This is a genomic window from Streptomyces camelliae, assembly GCF_027625935.1.
In the GTDB taxonomy this organism is placed as follows: Bacteria; Actinomycetota; Actinomycetes; order Streptomycetales; family Streptomycetaceae; genus Streptomyces; species Streptomyces camelliae.
On sequence record NZ_CP115300.1, the window covers coordinates 2,876,639 to 2,896,006 of the forward strand.

At 71.2% G+C, this 19,368-nt stretch carries 17 protein-coding genes; 5 read left to right on the plus strand and 12 right to left on the minus strand.

The features are described from left to right. Positions 1-186: 186 nt before the first annotated feature. The 6 genes from O1G22_RS12935 to ureA form a co-directional block, all read right to left on the minus strand. Positions 187-1,488, minus strand: coding sequence for an MFS transporter (locus O1G22_RS12935; protein ID WP_270081493.1), 1,302 nt, complete (start codon positions 1,486-1,488; stop codon positions 187-189). A gap of 51 nt (positions 1,489-1,539) precedes the next feature. After that, the gene (locus O1G22_RS12940; RefSeq protein ID WP_270081494.1) at positions 1,540-2,652 is read right to left on the minus strand and encodes a TolB family protein; all 1,113 of its coding nucleotides are present in this window, start codon (positions 2,650-2,652) and stop codon (positions 1,540-1,542) included. A 115-nt stretch (positions 2,653-2,767) separates the two neighbouring features. Next, positions 2,768-3,379: a TetR/AcrR family transcriptional regulator gene (locus tag O1G22_RS12945; protein ID WP_270081495.1), complete on the minus strand. Its 612-nt coding sequence runs from the start codon at positions 3,377-3,379 to the stop codon at positions 2,768-2,770. Positions 3,380-3,398: 19 nt separating this feature from the next. Then, entirely contained in the window at positions 3,399-4,436 is a 1,038-nt protein-coding gene (locus O1G22_RS12950) for an agmatine deiminase family protein (protein WP_270081496.1), read from the minus strand. Between the two features lie 17 nt (positions 4,437-4,453). Next, positions 4,454-6,178 (minus strand): urease subunit alpha, encoded by a 1,725-nt coding sequence (locus O1G22_RS12955; protein ID WP_270081497.1) that lies wholly within the window; start codon positions 6,176-6,178, stop codon positions 4,454-4,456. Then, positions 6,175-6,876: an urease subunit gamma gene (gene ureA, locus O1G22_RS12960; RefSeq protein ID WP_270081498.1), complete on the minus strand. Its 702-nt coding sequence runs from the start codon at positions 6,874-6,876 to the stop codon at positions 6,175-6,177. Before ureA ends, O1G22_RS12955 begins: the two co-directional genes overlap by 4 nt. Before the next feature lie 144 nt (positions 6,877-7,020). Here ureA and O1G22_RS12965 point away from each other — a divergent pair, with 144 nt between their 5' ends. Beyond that, the gene (locus O1G22_RS12965) at positions 7,021-8,466 is read left to right on the plus strand and encodes a cytosine permease (RefSeq protein WP_270081499.1); all 1,446 of its coding nucleotides are present in this window, start codon (positions 7,021-7,023) and stop codon (positions 8,464-8,466) included. Here the strand turns inward: O1G22_RS12965 and O1G22_RS12970 are convergent. The 4 genes from O1G22_RS12970 to O1G22_RS12985 form a co-directional block, all read right to left on the minus strand. Further along, positions 8,463-9,551, minus strand: coding sequence for a branched-chain amino acid aminotransferase (locus O1G22_RS12970; RefSeq protein WP_270081500.1), 1,089 nt, complete (start codon positions 9,549-9,551; stop codon positions 8,463-8,465). The genes O1G22_RS12965 and O1G22_RS12970 overlap by 4 nt on opposite strands. A gap of 247 nt (positions 9,552-9,798) precedes the next feature. Next, complete coding sequence (locus O1G22_RS12975) at positions 9,799-10,842, minus strand: 3-isopropylmalate dehydrogenase (protein WP_270081501.1); 1,044 nt, start codon at positions 10,840-10,842, stop codon at positions 9,799-9,801. A gap of 80 nt (positions 10,843-10,922) precedes the next feature. Beyond that, entirely contained in the window at positions 10,923-11,054 is a 132-nt protein-coding gene (locus O1G22_RS12980) for a hypothetical protein (protein WP_263636571.1), read from the minus strand. 224 nt (positions 11,055-11,278) lie between these two features. Beyond that, positions 11,279-12,187: a LysR family transcriptional regulator gene (locus tag O1G22_RS12985; RefSeq protein ID WP_270081502.1), complete on the minus strand. Its 909-nt coding sequence runs from the start codon at positions 12,185-12,187 to the stop codon at positions 11,279-11,281. Between the two features lie 104 nt (positions 12,188-12,291). Here O1G22_RS12985 and O1G22_RS12990 point away from each other — a divergent pair, with 104 nt between their 5' ends. The 3 genes from O1G22_RS12990 (at position 12,292) to O1G22_RS13000 (ending at position 14,858) form a co-directional block, all read left to right on the plus strand. Beyond that, positions 12,292-13,287: an NADP-dependent oxidoreductase gene (locus O1G22_RS12990; RefSeq protein ID WP_270081503.1), complete on the plus strand. Its 996-nt coding sequence runs from the start codon at positions 12,292-12,294 to the stop codon at positions 13,285-13,287. Positions 13,288-13,355: 68 nt separating this feature from the next. Beyond that, complete coding sequence (locus O1G22_RS12995) at positions 13,356-14,231, plus strand: alpha/beta fold hydrolase (RefSeq protein ID WP_270086405.1); 876 nt, start codon at positions 13,356-13,358, stop codon at positions 14,229-14,231. Positions 14,232-14,447: 216 nt separating this feature from the next. Beyond that, a complete protein-coding gene (locus O1G22_RS13000) occupies positions 14,448-14,858 on the plus strand; it encodes a hypothetical protein (protein WP_270081504.1) in 411 nt (136 codons plus the stop codon). A 67-nt stretch (positions 14,859-14,925) separates the two neighbouring features. Here the strand turns inward: O1G22_RS13000 and pruA are convergent, their stop codons facing one another. After that, positions 14,926-16,557 (minus strand): L-glutamate gamma-semialdehyde dehydrogenase, encoded by a 1,632-nt coding sequence (pruA, locus tag O1G22_RS13005; RefSeq protein WP_270081505.1) that lies wholly within the window; start codon positions 16,555-16,557, stop codon positions 14,926-14,928. A 38-nt stretch (positions 16,558-16,595) separates the two neighbouring features. Beyond that, on the minus strand, positions 16,596-17,522 hold the full coding sequence (locus O1G22_RS13010; protein WP_270081506.1) for a proline dehydrogenase family protein: 927 nt from the start codon (positions 17,520-17,522) through the stop codon (positions 16,596-16,598). 164 nt (positions 17,523-17,686) lie between these two features. On the opposite strand from O1G22_RS13010, the gene O1G22_RS13015 reads away from it, so the two are divergent. After that, on the plus strand, positions 17,687-19,309 hold the full coding sequence (locus O1G22_RS13015) for a PucR family transcriptional regulator (protein WP_270081507.1): 1,623 nt from the start codon (positions 17,687-17,689) through the stop codon (positions 19,307-19,309). The last annotated feature ends 59 nt before the right edge of the window (positions 19,310-19,368 follow it).

Below are 19,368 nucleotides of genomic sequence, written 5' to 3' on the forward strand. Positions count from 1 at the left end.
GCCGGAAAACGAAAAAACCCCTCGCGGGTGCGAGAGGTCTGCGCGCGGGTCGAGGACGACGGTGGCCACCCGCATCTGGTCGTACGAGGTGGTCACTGCGGACCGGCGCGCCTGCTGCCAATAATCATGGCGAACGAGAGCACGGGGGAAGTCTGGCACAGCCCCGCCCCCGGCTCACGGACCGTCTCAGGATGCGGTCGTCACGGTGGAATCCTCGCGGGCCTTCACCCGGGCCAGATCCAGGTCCTTCGTCTCGCGCATGGTGACGTAGACCACCAGCGACACGGCGGCGCAGCCGGCCACGTACCAGAAGAAGCCGGACTCGATCCCGGCGTTCTTGAACCACAGCGCGACGTACTCCGCGGTACCGCCGAAGAGGGCGTTGGCGATCGCGTAGGGCAGGGCCACGCCGAGGGCGCGGATGCCGGTCGGGAAGAGCTCGGCTTTCACACAGGCGTTGATCGAGGTGTAGCCGGTGACGACGATCAGCGCGAGCAGGGTGAGGCCGAGGGCGGACCAGTAGCCGTTGGCGTGCTTGAGCAGGGTCATGATCGGCACGGTGAGGAAGGTGGAGCCGACCGCGAAGGTGATCAGCAGCGGGCGGCGGCCGATCCGGTCGGACAGCCGGCCCGCGAGCGGCTGGAGGCAGGCGAAGACGATCAGCGCGGTGAAGGAGACGAGCGTCGCCGTCTGCTTGGACAGGCCGGCGGAGTTGGACAGGTACTTGGTCAGGTACGTGGTGTACGTGTAGTACGCCACGGTGCCGCCCATGGTGAGGGCGACGACCAGGAACGCCTCCCGCTTGTGCTGCCACAGCGCGCGCAGCGTGCCCCGCTCCTCGGCGTGCGAGGTGTCCTCCGTGTACACCTCGGTCTCCAGCATGCTGCGGCGCAGATAGAAGATGATCGCCGCGCCGAGCGCGCCCACGACGAACGGGATGCGCCAGCCGTAGCTGTGCAGCGCGGTGTCGGACATGGTGCGTTGCAGGATGATCTGGATCCCCAGGCCGACGATCTGGCCGGCGGTCATGGACACGTACTGGAAGCTGGAGGCGAAGCCGCGGCTGCGCGGGTCCGAGGCCTCCGTCAGATAGGTGGCGCTGGCCGCGTACTCGCCGCCCACCGACAGTCCCTGCAGCAGGCGGGCGACGAGCAGGACGAGTGCGCCGCCGTAGCCGGCGACCGCGTAGGTCGGGGCGATGGCGATGAGGATCGCCGACGCCGACATCAGAGTGACGGTCAGCGTGAGCGCCGCCTTACGGCCCTTGCGGTCGCCGACCCGGCCGAGGAGCCAGCCGCCCACGGGGCGCATGAAGAAGCCGACGGCGAAGATGCCTGCGGTGTTCATGAGTTGGGCGGTGGGATTGCCGCTCGGGAAGAACGCGCCGGCGAAGTAGGTGGCGAAGCTCGCGTACACGAACCAGTCGAACCACTCGACCATGTTGCCCGCCGAGCCGACCCAGATCTTCTTCCAGTGTTGTCGTTCCATGGGCCGTTACTTGCCCGGCGCCGGAGCAAACGATTCCTTTACCTCGGCCGGCTACCCGACCTTGCGTGCGAAGACGTCCGATACGCCGTTCGTGTCGTCCGGGACCAGGGCGGCGGCGGAGGCGAAGACGACGGTACGGCCGTAGCGGGTGAGGGCGCCGGGTCCGGCGGTGGCGGCCACGCTCGCGGCGGCCACCGTGCGCTGCCGCCCGGTGGGGGTGTCCAGCAGGCGGAGCGCGCCGGTGGAGTCCTTCAGCAGGGTGTACCGGCCGGTGGGGTCGAGGGCGAGGGCCGTGGCTCCCTCGGGCCCGACGGGTTCGGCGCGGCCGGTGCGGGTGTCGGCGAGGTAGGTCCGGGTGGTCGTCCCCGGGTAGGAGGCAGCGAACTGGAACAGGACGTGGCGTCCGTCGGCCGAGATGTCGACGACCGAGGAACCGCCGCCGGCGGGGATGTGGATGCTCCGGGTCCTGCCGGTCCTGCGGTCCTTGACGTAGAGGGCGGCGGCGTCGCTGTCCAGCGCGCTGTAGGCGACGTACCGGCCGTCGGCGCTGAGCCGGCCGCCGACCAGGTGGCTGAGGTGGCCGGGCCGGTCCACCACCTCGTCGGTGCCGGTGGTCAGGTCCCGGACCATGAGGTGGGCGGTGAAGGCGTTGCCGTCGCGGTTGCCGATGGTGTAGGCGGCGTAGCGGCCGTCGGCGCTCAGGCCGGTGAGGTCGGAACGCTCGTACCAGTTGTCCTTCGGCGGGTCGGCGGGCCACAGGGTCTGGAGTGTGCCGGTACGGCGGTCGTAGACCTTGGCGCGGAAGAAGTGGTAAGTGCCGCTGGTGTAGCCGACCTTGGAGCCGTCGCCGCTGATCATCGGGGCGTAGGTCTCGACGCCGGTGCCCGGGACCTGGACGGCCTTGCCGGTGCGCAGGTCCTTGACGAGCACGCACACCGACCAGCTGGCCGGGCAGCCGTCGCCGAGGTCCTCGACGCCGTAGACGGCGTAGTGCCCGTCGCTGCTGACGGTGCCTCCGGCCGAGGCGGTGGCGGACTGGGTGCCGGCCACCGTGGTGCTGATGCGCGTGGTGCCGTGCCGCGGCGCCGCGACGGCCTGCGGCGCGACCGCCAGGCCGAGCACCGCGGCCACCGCCACCTGCCCCGCTCTGCTGCTCTTCCCCATGCTGTACCCCCCGGGACGCGTATCCCCCGGCCCGGCGCCGAGGGCCCATGGGGGATGCAATCCCAGGGGGCGAGCCGGGTCAATCGGACAGAACGCGTACAACCCGGGCGGGGGTTCAGAGGTCGGGGACGAGCAGCGCGTCCTCGATGAACTCCCGTACATGCGCCAGCACTTGGTCCCGGTCGGTCCCCCGCAACCCGATGGCCACATGGATGGAGAACCCGTCCAGCAGCGCACGCAGTCTCGCTGCGAAGCGGTCCGCGTCCACCCTGCGGAACTCGCCCCTGGACACCCCCTCGGCGATCAGCGCGACCAGGTCGCGATGCCACGCGCCCTCGATCGCGGCCTGGCGGGCGCGCGCGTCCTCGTCGGCGTTCTGCGAGCGGTTCCAGACCTCCAGCCACAGGGTCCAGTGGGGGTCGCGGTGGCCGTCGGGGACGTACAGGTCGACGTAGGCGGACAGGCGCTCGTGGGCCGTACCGGGGCGGGTGAGCAGGCGGCCGCGCTCCGCGCCGAGGCGGCCCTCGCTCCACTCCAGGGCCTGGAGCAGCAGCTCGTCCTTGGAGTGGAAGTAGTAGAGGAGATGGCCGCTGCTCATCCCGACCTCACGGCCGAGCGCCGCCATGGTGAGCTTCTCCAGACCGCGCTCGGCGATCATGCCCATGGCGGCGGCGAGTACCTCCTCGCGCGGCGGCGCGTTCTTCCGCGTCCGTGCCGCACCGGCCATCTGCGACTCTCCTACATGATCAGACCTTCGGCTGCTGCTGGGTGATGCAGTGGATGCCGCCGCCACCCGCAAAGATCGTACGCGCGTCCACGAGAGTCACCGTCCGCTCCGGGAAGAGGCGGCGGAAGATCCCGGCGGCGAGCTCGTCGCGCGGGTCGTCGAAGCCGCACAGCACGACGCCGCCGTTGCAGAGGTAGTGGTTGATGTAGGAGTAGTCGGCCCAGTGGCCGTCGGCCTCCAGGACGGTCGGCGCGGGCACCTCCACGACCTCCAGGGCACGGCCCCGGGCGTCCGTCTGGGAGCGCAGGATGCCGATGACCTCCTGGGTGACCTCGTGGTCGGGGTGGGCCGGGTCCGGCTGGGAGTGCGCCACCACGACACCCGGCCGGGCGAAGGCGGCCACGATGTCCACGTGCCCGAGGGTGCCGAAGCCGTAGGGCGGGTAGTCGCCGGTGAGGCCGCGCGGCAGCCAGATCGCCTTGCTGGTGCCGAGCTGGGCGTGGATCTCGGCCTCCACCTGCTCCTTCGTCCAGTGCGGGTTGCGCTCGGGGCCCAGCTGCACCGTCTCCGTCAGCAGGACCGTGCCCTCGCCGTCGACGTGGATCGCGCCGCCCTCGTTGACCAGTTTCGAGGCGTACGTCTTCGCGCCCGCGAGGTCGCAGACATACGCGGCGATCTTGGAGTCGTGCTCCCAGCGGGCCCAGTCCTGGGCGCCCCAGCCGTTGAACGTCCAGTCCACGGCGGCCAGTTCGCCCTTGCCGTTGGTGAGGAAGGTCGGGCCGATGTCCCGCATCCAGGCGTCGTCCAGCTCGCGCTCGACGGTGTCGACGTCGGGGCCGAGCAGCGCCCGTGCCTCGGCGGACTGGCCGGGGCCGCAGACCACGGTCACGGGCTCGAAGCGGCGGATCGTCCGGGCCACGGACGCCCAGGCGGCGCGGGAGGCGGTGAGGTCGTCCGGGGCGTCGAAGGTGGGGTTGGGTCCCGGCCACGCCATCCAGGTGCGCTCGTGCGGGGTCCACTCGGCGGGCATGCGGAAGCCGTCGGCGGCAGCAGACATCGTGATCCTTAGAGGAATTAGAGGAAGTAGAGGCGGTTGAGGGAGACCGAGTCGGCGGGTTCCGAGCTGAGCGGGGCGCCGTCGAGGGTGACCAGTCCGGTGCGCTGGTCGACGTCGACCGCTCCGACCCGGGCGTTCAGCCGCAGGTCGGCCGGGCCGATGCCGCGTGTGCCGCGCACGGCGACCCGGCGGCGGCGGGTGGGCATCGTGTCGTTGCCCTGGTCGACGGCCGCCTGGGCGACGAACGCCACGGAGAGGTCGGCGGCCGTGGCGCCGTACGCGCCGAACTGCGGCCCCAGCACCAGGGGTTCGCAGGTGTCGGTGGCCGCATTGGGGTCGCCGACGACGCCGTACGCCGGGAAGCCGGACTTGAGGACGAGCTGCGGCTTGGCACCGAAGTACTCCGGGCGCCACAGCACGAGGTCGGCGAGCTTGCCGACCTCGATCGAGCCGACCTCGTGGGAAAGCCCGTGTGCGATGGCCGGGTTGATGGTCAGCTTGGCCATGTAGCGCAGGACGCGGGCGTTGTCGTCGCCCTCGCCGTCGCCCTCCAGGGGGCCGAGCTCGGCCTTCATCTTGCCGGCCATGGCGAACGTACGGCGCACGGTCTCACCGGCCCGGCCCATGCCCTGGGCGTCGGAGGAGGTGATGCCGATCGCGCCCAGGTCGTGCAGCACGTCCTCGGCGCCCATCGTGCCGGCCCGGATGCGGTCGCGGGCCATGGCGGCGTCGCCGGGCAGGTCGGGCTTGAGGTCGTGGACGGAGACGATCATGCCGTAGTGCTCGGCGACCGCGTCCCGGCCGAAGGGCAGAGTGGGGTTGGTGGAGGAGCCGATGACGTTCGGGACACCGGCCATCTTCAGCACGTTGGGCACGTGTCCGCCGCCGCAGCCCTCGATGTGGAAGGCGTGGATCGTGCGGCCTTCGAGAACGCGAAGGGTGTCCTCGACGGACAGGCATTCGTTCAGCCCGTCGCTGTGCAGCGCGACTTGGACGTCATGCTCCTCGGCGACGCGCAGGGCCGTGTCCAACGCCCGCGTGTGGGCGCCCATGTCCTCGTGCACCTTGAAGCCGGACGCCCCGCCTTCTGCCAGCGCCTCGACCAGAGGGGCGCTGTGGGAGGACGAACCCCGGCCCAGGAAGCCGATGTTGACCGGCCAGGCGTCGAAGGCGTTGAAGGCGTGCCGCAGCGCCCAGGGCGAGTTGACGCCGACGCCCCACACCGGGCCGAACTCCTGCCCGATGATCGTGGTGACGCCGGAGGCGAGGGAGGCCTCCATGATGCGCGGCGACAGCAGATGGACATGGGTGTCGACGGCGCCGGCGGTGGCGATCAGGCCCTCGCCGGAGACGATCGACGTGCCCGTGCCGACGACGACGTCCACCCCGTCGAGGGTGTCGGGATTGCCGGCGCGCCCGATGGCGCAGATCCGGCCTTCCCGGATGCCGATGGACACCTTGCGGATGCCCTGCACGGCGTCGATCACGACCACGTTGCTGATGACGACGTCGCAGGTCTCGCGGACGGCGGCGGCCTTCAGGTGCAGTCCGTCGCGGGCGGTCTTGCCGAAGCCGGCCAGGAACTCGTCGCCGTAGCGCTGGGAGTCGGACTCCACGCGGACGGTGAGCCCGGAGTCGCCGAGGCGGATGCGGTCGCCGGCGCGGGGGCCGTGGGTGGCGGCGTAGGCGTGCGGGTCGATGTGGACCGACCGGCTCACCTCGCGCCCCTTCGAGCGGCTCATCGCTCCTCGTCTCCTTCCGTGTCGGCGCCCAGGTATCCGCAGGCGGCGGCCCGGCGCAGGGCCTCCTCCTTCGCGCCGGGCGCGTCCAGCGGCCCGTCGACCAGTCCGGCGAAGCCGATCGCGATCCGCTCTCCGCCGATCGGCACCAGTCCGACCTCGGCACTCTCGCCGGGGCCGAAGCGCACCGAGGAGCCCGCGGGCACGGCGAGGCGCATCCCGTAGGCCTGCGCCCGGACGAAGTCGAGCCGCGGGTTGGCCTCGAAGAAGTGGAAGTGGGAGGTGACCGAGACCGGCACGGTCGCCGTGTTGGTGACCGGCAGGCGTACGACCGCCTCCAGGTCGGCGTGCTCGGGCCCCGGGAGCAGTGCGCCCGGACCCCGGTCCCCCAGCCCGCCGCCCCCGATGGGGTCCGGGACCACCGCGAGACGTGAGCCGTCGTCGAAGACGGCCTCGACCATCACCTCGGTGACGACGTCCGCGACGCCCGGCAGCACGTCCTCGGGGCCGAGGACGGACCGGGCCGCCTCGATGGCCTCGGCGAGCCGCCTGCCGTCGCGGGCCGCCTCGCAGACCGTGTCCGCGATCAGCGCGGTCGCCTCGGGCACGTTGAGCCTGAGCCCGCGCGCCCGGCGGGCCCGGGCCAGTTCGGCGGCGCCGAAGAGCAGCAGCCGGTCGCGCTCCGTAGGGGTCAGTCTCACGTCCCGACACCTCCTTGCCTTCCTATCTTTAGAGCATCACTCTAAACGTTAAATTCAGGGATTGCGAGCATTGACATCCGGAATCGAGTAACCCACATTGAACGTCGCTCTAACTCTCTGGGCAGCCGTCGAAGGAGACCAGCCATGCCGATAGAACAGCGCGGAGTCGACACCATCCCGGACGCGGAGCGGACCAGTGGTCCGCGCGATCTCGTCTCGATCCTGCTCGGCTCCAATCTCTGCCTCGGAGTGATCATCTTCGGCTGGCTGCCGCCGTCCTTCGGGCTCGGCTGGTGGCCGTCGGTGAGCGCGATCGCGGCGGGCACGGTCGTCGGTACGGCCGTGACGGCCCCGCTGGCCCTGATCTCCCTGCGCACCGCGACCAACCTGTCCACCTCCTCCGGCGCCCAGTTCGGCGTCCGGGGCCGGCTGGTCGGCTCGGTGGTCGGCCTGCTGCTGGCCCTCGGCTACACCGCGCTGACCGTGTGGATCGGCGGGGACGTGATGATCGGCGTGCTCGGCCGGATGTTCGGGCTGCCGGCGGACGGGGTGTCGTACGCCGCGGTCTACGCGGTGCTCGCGGCGGCGACCGTGGCGGGCGCGGTCTACGGCTACCGGGTGCTGCTGAGCATGTCCAAGGTGCTGTCCATCGGCATGACGGCCCTGCTGGCCCTCGGGATCTTCGCCTACGCCCCGCACTTCACCACCGGGGCGCTGCCGGGCGCGGGCGGGTATCTGCTGGGCTCGTTCTGGCCGACCTGGTTCCTGGCGGCCGTGGCGGCGGGCCTGTCCGGGCCCATCGCCTTCATCACGCTCCTCGGCGACTACACCCGCTACATCTCGCCGTCCCGCCACTCCAACCGCCGTGTGCTGCACGCCACCTGGCTGGGGCTGATCCTGGGTCTGCTGGTGCCGCAGCTGTTCGGCACCTTCACGGCGTACGCGGCGAAGGCGGCCACCGACTACGCGGGCCCCCTCGTCACGGCCTCCCCCACCTGGTACCTGATCCCGCTGCTGCTGTCCGCCTCCGCGGGCTCGGTCGGCAACGCGGGCCTGATGCTGTACTCGATGGGCCTGGACCTGGACGCGATCCTGCCCAAGGCCTCACGGGCCAGGGCGACTTACACGGTGGCCGTCGTCGCCACCGCCTGTGTCTTCGCCGGCCACTACGCCTGGAACGCGCAGTCCGCGATGACGTCCTTCGTGCTGCTGCTCACCGCGATCGGCACCCCGTGGGCCGTCATCACCCTCATCGGCTTCGCCCGCTGCCGCGGGGTGTACGACGCCGACGCCCTGCAGGTCTTCAACCGCCGCTCGCGGGGCGGGATCTACTGGTACCGGGCGGGCTGGAACGTGCGCGCGACGGTGTCCTGGGCGCTGGGCGCCGGTGTGGGTCTGCTGGCGGTGTCCCTGCCGTCGTACCAGGGCCCGCTGCTGCGGCTGACCGGCGGGGTGGACTGCAGCTTCCTGCTGTCGGGGGCGGTCGGGGGGCTGGTGTATCTGGTGGTGACGGCGCGTACGGAACCGACGCGGGCCGCCACGGACATGGACGAGTCCGAGGCGGCCCTGAGCATGTCCACCGACCGCTAGCCGATCTTGTGCATCCAGCCGTGCTTGTCCTCGGCCGTCCCCCGCTGAAGGTCGAGCAGAGCCTGACGCAGGCGAAGGGTCACCTCGCCCGGCTCCCCACCGCTCTGCTTCCACTCGGCGGAGGCACGCTTGACCGTACCGACCGGGGTGATCACGGCCGCGGTGCCGCAGGCGAAGACCTCGGTGAGGGTGCCGTTCTCGGAGTCGCGCTGCCACTGCTCGACCGAGACGCGGCCCTCCTCGGACTCGTAGCCGAGGTCGCGGGCGACGGCCAGCAGGGAGTCACGGGTGACACCCTCCAGGATGGAGCCGGTCAGGGCCGGGGTGATGATCTTGTCGCCGTACACGAAGTACAGGTTCATGCCGCCGAGTTCCTCGACCCACTGGTGCTCGACCGCGTCGAGGTAGCAGACCTGGTCGCAGCCCTTCGCGGCGGCCTCGGCCTGGGCGAGGAGGGACGCGGCGTAGTTGCCGCCGGTCTTGGCGTCGCCCATGCCGCCGGGGACCGCGCGGACGCGGTCCTCGGAGACCCAGATCGAGACCGGCTTCACGCCGCCCGGGAAGTACGCGCCGGCCGGCGAGGCGATGACGATGAAGAGGTACTCGTTGGCCGGCTTGACGCCCAGGCCGACCTCGGTGGCGATCATGAACGGGCGCAGGTAGAGGGACTCCTCGCCGCCGTGCGCGGGCACCCAGTCGATGTCCTGCCGGACCAGCGCGTCACAGGCCTCGATGAACGTCTCGACCGGCAGCTCGGGCATGGCGAGCCGCTTGGCGGAACGCTGGAAGCGCTTGGCGTTCTGGTCCGGGCGGAACATGGCGACCGTGCCGTCGGGCTGGCGGTAGGCCTTCAGGCCCTCGAAGATCTCCTGGGCGTAGTGCAGGACGTTGGTCGCCGGGTCGAGCGGGATCGGCGCGTACGGAACGAGCTGCCCGTCGTGCCAGCCACGGCCCTCCGTCCACTTGATCGTCACCATGTGGTCGGTGAAGTGGCGGCCGAACCCCGGGCTGGCCAGGATGGCCTCGCGCTCGGCGGCGGCGAGGGGGCTGGCGGAGGGCTTGAGCTCGATCGTGGGCGTCGTCATGAGTGGGTGTCCTTCACCGGTTGTAGTGACCGGGCCGCGCTCACGTCCGTACCGGCTTCTCAGTCGGTGCTAGGACGTCCGAGCTTTCCCTCATACCGCGGCTCCGCGTTCGATTATCGCGCGGGGGCTGCGGCGGACGGAATCGGGGTGAAAGCGGCCCAGTGGTTGATGGTGGCACCCGGCGGGGACATGCGGAAGCCGCCGGGTGGTCGTCCGACCCGGCGGCCTCTCGTGGTGGAGCGCCGGGTCAGCCGGCTACTCGCGCGGCGAGCGCGTCGCCGATCTGGGACGTCGAGCGGGCGGGCTTGCCCGCGCGCTCGGTGAGGTCCGCGGTGACGGCGGCGTCGATGCGGTCGGCCTCGGCGTCGTATCCGAGGTGGCGCAGCAGCAGGGCGACGGACAGGACCGTGGCGGTGGGGTCGGCCTTGCCCTGACCGGCGATGTCGGGCGCGGAACCGTGGACCGGCTCGAACATCGAGGGGAACTCGCGGGACGGGTTGATGTTCCCGCTCGCGGCCACGCCGATGCCGCCGGAGACGGCCGCGGCGAGGTCGGTGATGATGTCGCCGAAGAGGTTGTCGGTGACGATGACGTCGAACCGGGCCGGGTCGGTGACCAGGTAGATCGTGGCCGCGTCGACGTGGATGTAGTCGGTGGTGACCTCGGGGAACTCCGCCGCCACCTTGTTGAAGATGTTCGTCCAGAGGTGACCGGCGAAGGTCAGCACGTTGTTCTTGTGGACCAGCGTGAGCTTCTTGCGCGGGCGGGCCTGGGCGCGGGCGAAGGCGTCGCGGACGACGCGCTCGACACCGAAGGCGGTGTTGACGGAGACCTCGGTGGCGACCTCGTGCTCGGTGCCCTTGCGGATGGTGCCGCCGTTGCCGGTGTACGGGCCCTCGGTGCCCTCGCGGACGACGACGAAGTCGATCTCCGGCTGGCCGGCGAGCGGGGTCGCCACGCCGGGGAGCAGCTTGCTCGGCCGCAGGTTGACGTGGTGGTCGAAGGCGAAGCGGAGCTTGAGCAGGAAGCCGCGCTCCAGGACGCCGGACGGGACGCTCGGGTCGCCGATGGCGCCGAGCAGGATCGCGTCGTGCTGCTTGAGGGCGGCGAGGTCGGCGTCGGTGAGGGTCTCACCTGTGGCGTGGTACCGCTTGGCGCCGAAGTCGTACTCCTTCGTCTCCAGCTTCACATCCTGCGGGAGCACGGCGGAGAGGACCTTCAGACCCTCGGACACGACCTCCTGGCCGATTCCGTCACCGGGGATCACTGCGAGATTGATGCTGCGAGACATGCGGGCACCCTACTCCTCGTCCCAGGTGATGACATGCGGTGTCCGCGATGCGGACACCGTGTCGGCGTTCCCAGCGGGCCTCAGTGGCCGGTCTCGCCGCCGTTGTCGCGGCGGTCGAGGGCGCGCTGGAGGGCGGCGGCGGCGTTCTTGCGGTCGGCCTCGTTCGTACGGGACACGTGGCGGACGCGGCGGCGGACGGTCGTCTCGGCCATGGGAATCGACTCCTTCGGTAACCATGGAGCACGCAAAGGGGGTTACGAGACGCCGGAAGGGGCGGGGAGCCGAAGGGCCGCAGGGGTTACCTGCACGATGCCCGGCTCACGACCGCCATTCGCTGGATCGAGCGATGCGTTCGGCTTCTACAAAGCTAAGGGAGCGACCCGCTTCTGTCTGCACAATTACTCGGACTTCCTACTATCTGAGACGGCGAACCGTGTCACACCGCCCTGAGCTGGGCTTTCGTGCGTTCGGGGGACGGCAGGGAGAGGGAACGCAGGGCGCGGATCAGGGCTCGTACGGCGTCGGTGGCGGCCAGTTCCGGGGTGGTGACGTACCCGACGGAGCGGTACGGCCGTCCCGGCCCGAGGTCGGTGATGCCGACGGCGGAGGGCGCACCGGTGAGGGACAGCGCCGGCATGATCGCCATCCCCAGCCCGCTACCCACCATCGACAGCACGGCCCCGTCGTCCTCGGCGCTGACGGTCGCGGCCGGGATCCAGTCCTGGGCGGCCCACCAGCCACGCGTGTAGGAGCCGCAGTTCTCGGCCCAGTCGACGAGCGGCAGGGCGCGCGGGTCGGGGTGGCCCGCCGGATGCACCAGGGAGTACGGCTCCTGGAGCAGCTCCCCGCCGACCAGTCCGGCCGGCGGCGGTCCGCTCAGGGTGGCGATGCCGAGGTCGGCCCGCCCGGCGGCGACCTCGCCCGCGGTGCCGGCGCCCAGTTCGCGTACGACGGTGACACTCACCTCGATGCCGGGGTGCCGCTCGGCGAGCCGCGCCAGGGCGGCCGGCAGCAGATGCAGGGCCGCGCTGCGGAAGGCGGCGATGCGCAGGGTCCCGTCGATCTCGCCGGTGCCGGCGCCGCGGGCATCGGCGGCCAGGGCCTGGAGCATGCGCAGCACCCGGCGCGCATGGGCGGCGGCCCGTTCCCCGGCGGCCGTGGGCCGGGCCCCGAACCGGCCGCGCTCGAACAGCACGACCCCCAGCTTCCGCTCGATCCCGCGCACGGCGTGCGAGACGGCGGACTGGGTGGTCCCCAGCCGGGCGGCCGCGGTGGAGAACCCGCCCTCGTCGGCCACGGCGACCAGGATCCTCAGCTCCTGCGGGGCAAGGTCGACTGCTGTCACTTAGGGGCTCCCACCTGCGCGTATGAGACCGGTTCATGGATCGGCGCGTTCCATGAGCCCAACCCTCTGCACCCGCCCGGCATTCCTGCCTACGGTCCCGTCCCATGACCGAGACCGCGCTCACCGTGCAGCAGACCGCCCGCCCCACCGGCTTCCCCACCGCGGACCACTTCCGCTTCGCCGAGTCCCCGGTGCCCGAACCGGCACCCGGCACCGCCCTGGTGGAGAACGTGCTGTGGTCCGTGGACCCGTACCACCGCGAAATGATGGACGGGGACTTCGCGTTGAACGCCCCGCTGGAGGGCCGGACCCTGGGGCGGGTCATCGCCTCCCGCAGCCCGGAGCTGCCCGAGGGTGAGATCGTCTTCCACCGCCAGGGCTGGCGCACACACGCCGTGGTCCGCCCCGAGGAGGTACGGCGCCTGCCCCACCACCCCGGCGTGCCGCTGACGGCGTATCTGAGCGTGCTGGGCGGCACGGGTCTGACGGCGTACGTCGCCCTGACCCGGATCGCCCGGCTGCGCGCGGGCGAGGACGTGTTCGTGTCCGGCGCGGCGGGCGGGGTCGGCACGGCGGCCGGCCGCTTCGCCCGGCTGCTCGGCGCGGGCCGGGTGATCGGCAGCGCGGGCACTCCGGAGAAGGTGAAGTACCTGACGGAGCAGGTGGGTTACGACGCGGCCTTCGACTACCGCACGGGTGCGGTGGCCGGCCTGCTGGCCGAGGCGGCGCCGTCCGGCATCGACGTCTTCGTGGACAACGTCGGCGGCGACCATCTGGGCGCGGCGATCGGCGCGCTGCGCGAGCGGGGCCGGGTGGTGCGGGTCGGCACGATCAGCCAGTACAACACCCCGGACGCCCCGCCGGTCCTCTTCAACCACGCGGACGTCGTGGAGAAGCGCCTGCGCATCGAGGGCTTCCTGGTGAGCGACCACCGGGACACCCAGGACGAGCTGTACGACTTCGCCGTACCGCATCTGCGCAGCGGGGCACTGGCGGCGGACGAGACGGTGGTGGACGGCTTCGGGCGGATCGTGGAGGCGTTCCTGCTGATGCTGCGCGGCGGCAACACGGGAAAGATCCTGGTCCGGGCGACCTCCTGACGACCATTCTAACCACTAAAAGCCACTTGACTGGTTAGGCAGGGAGGTGCTGCACTGCTCCCATGCTGATGACGCACCAGGTCCACCACCGCACCGTGACCGTCCGCGGCCTCGACGTGTCCTACCGGGAGGCCGGACCGTCCGACGCCCCGGTGCTGCTGCTCCTGCACGGCTTCCCGAGCAGCTCGCACATGTTCCGCGAGCTGATCCCGCTGCTCGCGGACCGGTACCGGGTGATCGCACCGGACCACATCGGCTTCGGCCGCTCGGCGGCCCCGGGCGTCACGGAGTTCCCGTACACCTTCGCCGAACTCGCCGCCGTCACCGGCGAGTTCACCGAGCTGCTGGGCCTGGCGCGGTACGCCCTCTACGTCCAGGACTACGGCGCCCCGATCGGGCTGCGACTCGCCCTCGCGCACCCCGAGCGGGTGACCGCGATCGTCACGCAGAACGGCAACGCCTACGAGGAAGGGCTCGGCGCCGAGGCCTGGGCGCCCGTGCTGGCGCTGATCGAGAAGCGCACGCCTGAAACCGAGGCACCGGTGCGGGAGATCTACACCCTCGACGGCGTCAAGTGGCAGTACCTGCACGGGGTTTCGGACCCGACGCTGGTCAGCCCGGACGCCTACGAGCACGACGCCGCCGGCCTGGCCCGCCCCGGCCAGTCGGAGATCCAGCTGGCCCTGATCTCCGACTACGGCTCCAACTTCGCCCTCTACCCCGCCTTCCACGCCTACTTCCGCGAGAGCGGGGTCCCGCTGCTCGCGGTGTGGGGCGCCCACGACGAGATCTTCGTGCCGAAGGGCGCGCTGGCCTTCCGGCGGGATCTGCCGGAGGCCGAGATCCACCTGCTGCCGACGGGCCACTTCGCCCTGGAAACCCACGTGGACCAGATCGCCGCGCTCATGCGGGACTTTCTCGGCCGCCGGGTGGCGACCACCTGATCAGCAGGGTTTGCGGTTGCAGGCCGGGAGACCCTGTAGCAACGTTGTCAGAGAACGGATGGGGCTGCCGGTGCTGCTGTGACAGCGGCAGTGACGTACCGGCCGACGCACGGCCGACCCCGCCGCAAATCTCTCACCAGCCGGGCGCCGCACTCAGGCGCGGCGCGCGCACGCGGTCCCATCGGACACCCGCACGCTATCCAGGCAGGTGGTGACATGCCCACGAACACATCGCGCGTCTCCCGCAGGTCCCGCACTCTCGCGGTCCTCGCCGTGGCCACCCTCGGCGGCGGCCTGCTGGTCTCGGGACCGGCCCACTCGGCACCGAGCACGGGAACGGTGACCTACTCCGGGACGGTGGACTGCGGGACCAGGTTCCCGAACACCGTCCCCACCGAGGTGACACTGAGTGCCGGGAACGGACCCGTCGCGGACTCCGTGGACAACAACGGCCAGGCGAGCGGAAGTTACGGCCCTGTCGACCTCACCGCGCCGGTGGGCAAGAAGTTCACCCTCCGGGTCACCGTGAACTGCGAGTCCCCGGGCGGGAACACCAGCACGTTCCACCCCAACAAGGCACAGAGCGGCCGGCACGACGGTGACGACGTCACTCTGAACTTCTCCTGAATGGGAACGGGCCGGCAAGCCTGCTCAGAAGTCAGGCTTGCCGGCCCGTGTTCACGGGGGCGGAAGGTCAGCCCATGTGCGGGTACGTGTAGTCGGTCGGCGCGACCAGCGTCTCCTTGATGGCACGGGTCAGGGTCCAGCGCAGCAGATTCTGCGGGGCACCGGCCTTGTCGTTGGTGCCGGAGGCACGGCCGCCGCCGAAGGGCTGCTGGCCGACGACGGCGCCGGTCGACTTGTCGTTGATGTAGAAGTTGCCGGCCGCGTAGCGCAGCTTCTCCATCGTGTACGCCGCAGCCGCACGGTCGCCCGCGATGACCGAACCGGTGAGGGCGTAGTCCGACACCGACTCCATCTGCTCCAGCATCTCGTCGTACTGGTCGTCCTCGTAGACGTAGACGCCGAGGACCGGGCCGAAGTACTCGGTGCGGAAGACCTCGTTCTCCGGGTCGGTGGAGACGATGACCGTCGGGCGGACGAAGTAGCCGACCGAGTCGTCGTAGCTGCCGCCCGCGACGATCTCGCAGGTCGGGTCGGACTTCGCGCGGTCGATCGCGGCCTTGTTCTTGGCGAAGGCACGGTCGTCGATCACGGCGCCGATGAAGTTCGACAGGTCGGTGACGTCACCCATGGTGAGGTAGTCGACCTCGGCGGCGAACTCCTCCTTGAAGCCCGAGTTCCAGATCGACGCCGGGATGTAGGCGCGGGAGGTGGCGGAGCACTTCTGGCCCTGGTACTCGAAGGCACCACGGGTCAGGGCCGTCTTCAGCACGGCGCGGTCGGCGCTCGGGTGGGCGACCAGGAAGTCCTTGCCGCCGGTCTCGCCGACCAGACGCGGGTAGGAGCGGTACTTCTCGATGTTGGTGCCGACCGTCTTCCACAGGTACTGGAAGGTCTTGGTCGAGCCCGTGAAGTGGATGCCCGCCAGGTCCCGGTGCTCCAGGGCGACCTTGGACACCTCGATACCGTCACCGGTGACGAGGTTGATGACGCCCTTGGGGAGACCGGCCTCCTCCAGCAGCTGCATGAGGAGGACGGCGGCGTGGGTCTGGGTGGGGGACGGCTTCCACACGACCACGTTGCCCATGAGAGCCGGAGCGGTGGGCAGGTTGCCCGCGATGGCCGAGAAGTTGAACGGCGTGATCGCGTAGACGAAGCCCTCCAGCGGACGGTGGTCCAGGCGGTTCCAGACGCCCGGGGAGTTCGCCGGGGGCTGCTCGGCGATGATCTGGCGCGCGTAGTGGACGTTGAAGCGCCAGAAGTCGACCAGCTCACAGGGGGTGTCGATCTCGGCCTGCTGGGCGGTCTTGGACTGGCCGAGCATGGTGGAGGCGGCGATCGTCTCGCGCCAGGGGCCGGCGAGCAGTTCGGCGGCGCGCAGGATGATCGCGGCGCGGTCGTCGAAGGACATCGCGCGCCAGGCCGGCGCGGCGGCGAGGGCCGCGTCGATGGCGTCCTGCGCGTCCTGCTGGGTGGCGTGCCGGCCGGTGCCGATGACGGCCTTGTGGTTGTGCGGCTGGACCACCTGGAAGGGCTCGCCGCCGCCGAGCCGCTTCTCGCCGCCGATGGTCATCGGCAGCTCGATCGGGTTCTCGGCCAGCTCCTTGAGCCTGGCCTCCAGCCGGGCACGCTCGGGCGAGCCGGGGGCGTAGCCGTGCACCGGCTCGTTGACGGGGGTGGGGACCTGGGTCACAGCGTCCATGAGATCCGAACTCCTTGATCGTGAGCGGGTGTTGGGGCTCAGCCCTTGCTGACCATCGAGCGCAGGAAGAAGCGCAGGTTCGCCGGCTTCTCCGCGAGCCTCCGCATGAAGTAGCCGTACCAGTCGGTGCCGTAGGCGGTGTAGACGCGCATGCGGTGGCCCTCCGCGGCCAGCCGGAGGTGCTCGTCGCCGCGGATGCCGTACAGCATCTGGAACTCGTACTCGTTCAGCTTGCGGCCGGCCTGATGGGCCAGCTCCTGGGCGATGGCGATCAGGCGGGGGTCGTGGGACCCGATCATCGGGTACCCCTCGCCCTCCATCAGGATGCGCAGGATGCGCACGTAGGCCTTGTCGATCTCGTGCTTCTGCTGGTACGCGACCTCGGCGGGCTCCTTGTAGGCGCCCTTCACGAGGCGGACGCGGCTGCCGGCGGCGGCGAGCCGGCGGGCGTCGGCCTCGGTGCGGAAGAGGTAGGCCTGGATGACGCAGCCGGTCTGCGGGAAGTCCTTCCGCAGTTCCTCGTGGATGGCGAACATCGAGTCGAGGGTGGTGTGGTCCTCGGCGTCCAGCGTCACGGTCGTACCGATGGCGGCGGCGGCCTCGACCACCGGGCGCACGTTGGCGAGCGCCAGCTCGTGCCCGCCGGGGAGGGCCTGCCCGAACATGGACAGCTTGACCGACATCTCGACCTTCTCGCCCAGCTCCAGCTCGCGCAGCCGGTCGATCAGCAGCAGGTAGGCGTCCCGGGCGGCGGTGGCCTGCTCGGGGGTGGTGATGTCCTCGCCGACGACGTCCATCGTCAGCTCCAGACCCCTGGCGGTCAGGTCCTTGATGATCGGCACGATGTCGTCGACGGTCTCGCCCGGGATGAAGCGGTCGACGACCTGCTTGGTCACCGGGGCCGCCGAGATCAGGCGTCGCATCCGGTCGCTGCGCGACGCGGCGAGAATCACGGGACCCAGCACGGGGCACCTCCACAGACAAGCATCAAATGGGCCATTACCCAGCGATTCGGGTACGGCACGGAGAACCACCGTGAAACCTAAGGATCTCTCCGATCGTGGGCCATCGACAGCTGTCACGCATCCGTGCACCGGATCTCAGACAGATGTATGAAGGCGGGCGGAAAATGAGGGAGAATGCCCGTGTGGCGGCGGATTTCAAGGCTTTCAAGGGCGACTACCAGGAGCTCGTGGACGAGATCTCGGAGCTGCTGGGCGTCCCGGCGACGCTGGAGAACCGCGACTTCGAGCTGATCGCCTTCGGCGCGTACGACAGCGACGACGAGCTGGATCCCTCCGCGCTGGACCCGGTACGCACCCGCTCGATCCTGACCCGGCGCTCCACGGCGGCGGTCCGGTCCTGGTTCGAGGGCTTCGGCATCACCCGGGCGACCGGCCCGGTGCGAATCCCGCCGACCCCGGAGGCCGGGGTGTACCGCGGCCGGATCTGCCTTCCGGTACGGCATCGGGGGGTGGTCCTCGGCTACGTCTGGCTGCTGGACGGCGACCCCGGGCCGACGGACGCCCAGCTGGCCGCCGCGATGCGGGTGGCGGGGCGGATCGGCGCGCTGCTCGCGGACGAGGCGCAGGCTGGGGCCGGGCTGAGCCGGGAGCTGCGGGCGGTGCTCACCGCGGAGCCCGGCTGGCAGCAGGACATGGCGGTGGCGGAACTCCGTACGGCCCTCGGCCCCCGCGCCGACGGCCCCCTCACGCTGGTCTGCGTCGCCCCCTGGCCCTCGGCCGACCCGGACGACGCTCCGGCCACCCGTACGATCCCGCACGCTCTCGCCCTGTGCACCCTCCCCTGGGGCACGGCGGGCCAGAGCCTCGCGGTCCTGGTCCGCCTCCGCACCCCGGACCAGCCGGCCCCGGCCACGACAGCCGCCACCCGCCTTCTGAAGGAGGCCGAGGGAGCACGGGGGACGGCGCCTCAAGGCGCTTCGGCGCGGGGAGCGGCGGCACAGACGGCAGCGGCCACGGCCGCGAGGTCCGGCCGGGCCGGCGGAACGGCGGGGGCCGCCGGGGCCGGCGGACAGACCGCCGGGACCGGCGGACTCCCCACCGGCGCCGGTGGATTCCCCGCCGGCGCCACAGGCTCGCCCGCCGGAGCCGGCGCGAGTGCCGGAACAGGGCGGGGTGCGGGACCCGGCGCCGGCGCAACGGCCCCCCGCACCACCGGATCCCCCGCCGGGACCACAGGCTCGCCCGCCGGAGCCGGCGCGAGTGCCGGAACAGGGCGGGGTGCCGGACCCGGCGCCGGCGGAACAGCCTCACGCACCCCCGGAATCCCCGTCGGCGCAGCGGCCTCCCGTACCGCCGGATTCCCCGCCGTGACCGGTGGATTCGCCGCCGGGGTCGGGCGGGCGCGAAGTGGGCTCGGGGAGTTGGGGGCGGTGTGGGAGGAGGCGGTCGCCGCCGCGCGTGCCGCGCTGGCCGAGCCGCGCTTCGGGCCGGTCGCGCAGTGGGCGGACATCGGGCCGTACCGCCTCCTGACGGCGCTGCCGTCCAAGGCCGCGCACGATCCCGCGGTCGGCCCCCTGCTCTCCCCCGCCCACCGCGAACTGGCCCGCACCGCCGAGGCCTACCTCGACTGCGCGGGCCAGGCCGGCCGCACGGCCGCCGCGCTGGGCATCCACCGGCAGACGCTGTACTACCGGCTGTCCCGGGTGGAACAGCTCACCGGCCTGGACCTGGACGACGGCGAGGACCGGCTGCTGCTGCACATGGCGTTGAAGCGGGCGCGAATCTGAGTCGCGCGGCGGAGACGAACGCGGGCGGGGACTCCTGGTCGTCCCTCAGTCGCTCAGTC